The organism is Paracoccus sp. FO-3 (assembly GCF_006386455.1).
Lineage (GTDB): Bacteria > Pseudomonadota > Alphaproteobacteria > Rhodobacterales > Rhodobacteraceae > Paracoccus > Paracoccus versutus.
In genome coordinates, this window is sequence record NZ_VCBQ01000240.1 from 1 (window position 1) to 1,804 (window position 1,804).

Here is a 1,804-nt window from a genome sequence, read left to right on the forward strand (position 1 = left end):
GTCATCGGCATCAAGGAAAGCTCGGGCGACGTGAACCGCATCCACACGCTGGCCTGCGACTATCCGCAGATCCAGCTGAGCTGCGGCATGGACGACCAGGCGCTGGAATTCTTCGCCTGGGGGGCGCGCAGCTGGATCTGCGCCGGCTCGAACTTCCTGCCCGAGGAGCATGTGGCGCTTTACGAAGCCTGCGCCGTGCGCGGCGATTTCGCCCAGGGCCGGCGCATCATGACGGCGATGATGCCGCTGATGGCGGTGCTGGAACAGGGCGGCAAGTTCATCCAATGCGTCAAGCACGGGGTCGAGACCACCGGCCTGCGCGCCGGGCCGATGCGCCCGCCGCTGCAGGGGCTGAACGACGGCGAAAAGGCCGAGCTGGAAGGCGTCATCGCCACGCTGAAGACCGCCGTCCAGGCCATCGTGGAAGGGAAGTGAGATGACCGATCTGCTGAGCACCGAGGACTACAGGGCCATCGCCGCCGGGCTGTCTTTCCCGACGCAGGCCTTCATCGACGGCGCCTTCCGCCCGGCGCTGTCGGGCAGGACCTTCGCCACCACCAACCCGGCGACGGGCGCGGCGCTGGCCGAGATCGCCGCCTGCGACGCGCAGGACGTGGACCTGGCCGTGGCCGCCGCCCGCGCCGCCTTCGAGGACGGGCGCTGGTCGCGCCTGCACCCCGGCGAGCGCAAGGAGGTGCTCTTGCGCCTGGCCGCGCTGATGCAGGACCACGCCCGCGAGCTGGCGGTGCTGGAAAGCCTGGATGCCGGCAAGACCATCTTCGACTGCGAAACCGTCGACGTGCCGGAGACGATCCATGTCATCAAATGGCACGCGGAACTGATCGACAAGATCTACGACCAGGTCTCGCCGGCCTCGGACAACCATATCGCCATGGTGGTGCGCGAACCCGTGGGCGTGGTCGGGCTGGTGCTGCCCTGGAACTTCCCGCTGCTGATGCTGGCCTGGAAGATCGGCCCGGCGCTGGCCTCGGGCTGCTCGGTGGTGATGAAGCCCGCGGGCGAGACGACGCTGACCGCGCTGCGGGTGGCGGAACTGGCGGCCGAGGCCGGGCTGCCGGCGGGGGTGCTCAACATCGTCACCGGCTCGGGCCGCGAGGTGGGCGAGCCCTTGGGCCGGCACGCGGACGTGGACATGGTCAGCTTCACCGGCTCGACCGCGACGGGTCGGCGCTTCCTGAACTATTCGGCCGACAGCAACCTCAAGGAGGTGGTGCTGGAGCTGGGCGGCAAGAACCCCTGCATCGTGCTGGACGATGCCGAGGACCTGGACGCGGTGGCGGCGCATGTGGTGAACGGCGCGTTCTGGAACATGGGGCAGAACTGCTCGGCCGCCAGCCGCCTGATCGTGCAGCGCGGCATCAGGGACCGGCTGCTGGAGAAGGTCCGGGCCGAGGCCNGGCCGGCTGGCTGGTGGGCGATCCGCTGGATCCGNCGCGACCTGGCTGGTGGGCGATCCGCTGGATCCGGCGAACCGCGTGGGTCCGCTTGTCTCGAAGGCGCATTTCGACAAGGTCAGCAGCTATCTGGATGCGGCGAAATCGGAAACCGTGCTGGTCGGCGGCAATGTCGTCAGCCCCGGCTTCATCGAGCCGACCATCGTGGAGACCGCGCGCGATTCCCGGCTGGCGGTGGAGGAGATCTTCGGTCCGATCCTGACGGTGATCGTGGTGGACAGTTTCGAGGAGGCGATCCGGGTTGCCAACGACACCGACTACGGGCTTGCGGCCTCGATCTTCTCGGCCAACGGCAAGCGGGCCTTGCGCGGGGCGCGGGCCTTGCGGGC

At 68.9% G+C, this 1,804-nt stretch carries 1 protein-coding gene and 1 pseudogene; both read left to right on the forward strand.

The window, feature by feature from the left end; translation table 11 throughout:
• Positions 1-435: dihydrodipicolinate synthase family protein (locus tag FE811_RS26680; RefSeq protein WP_140849519.1), on the forward strand; the 435-nt coding region annotated here is incomplete at its 5' end.
• A 1-nt stretch (position 436) separates the two neighbouring features.
• Positions 437-1,804: pseudogene (locus tag FE811_RS26685) on the forward strand (aldehyde dehydrogenase family protein); the annotation flags it as partial.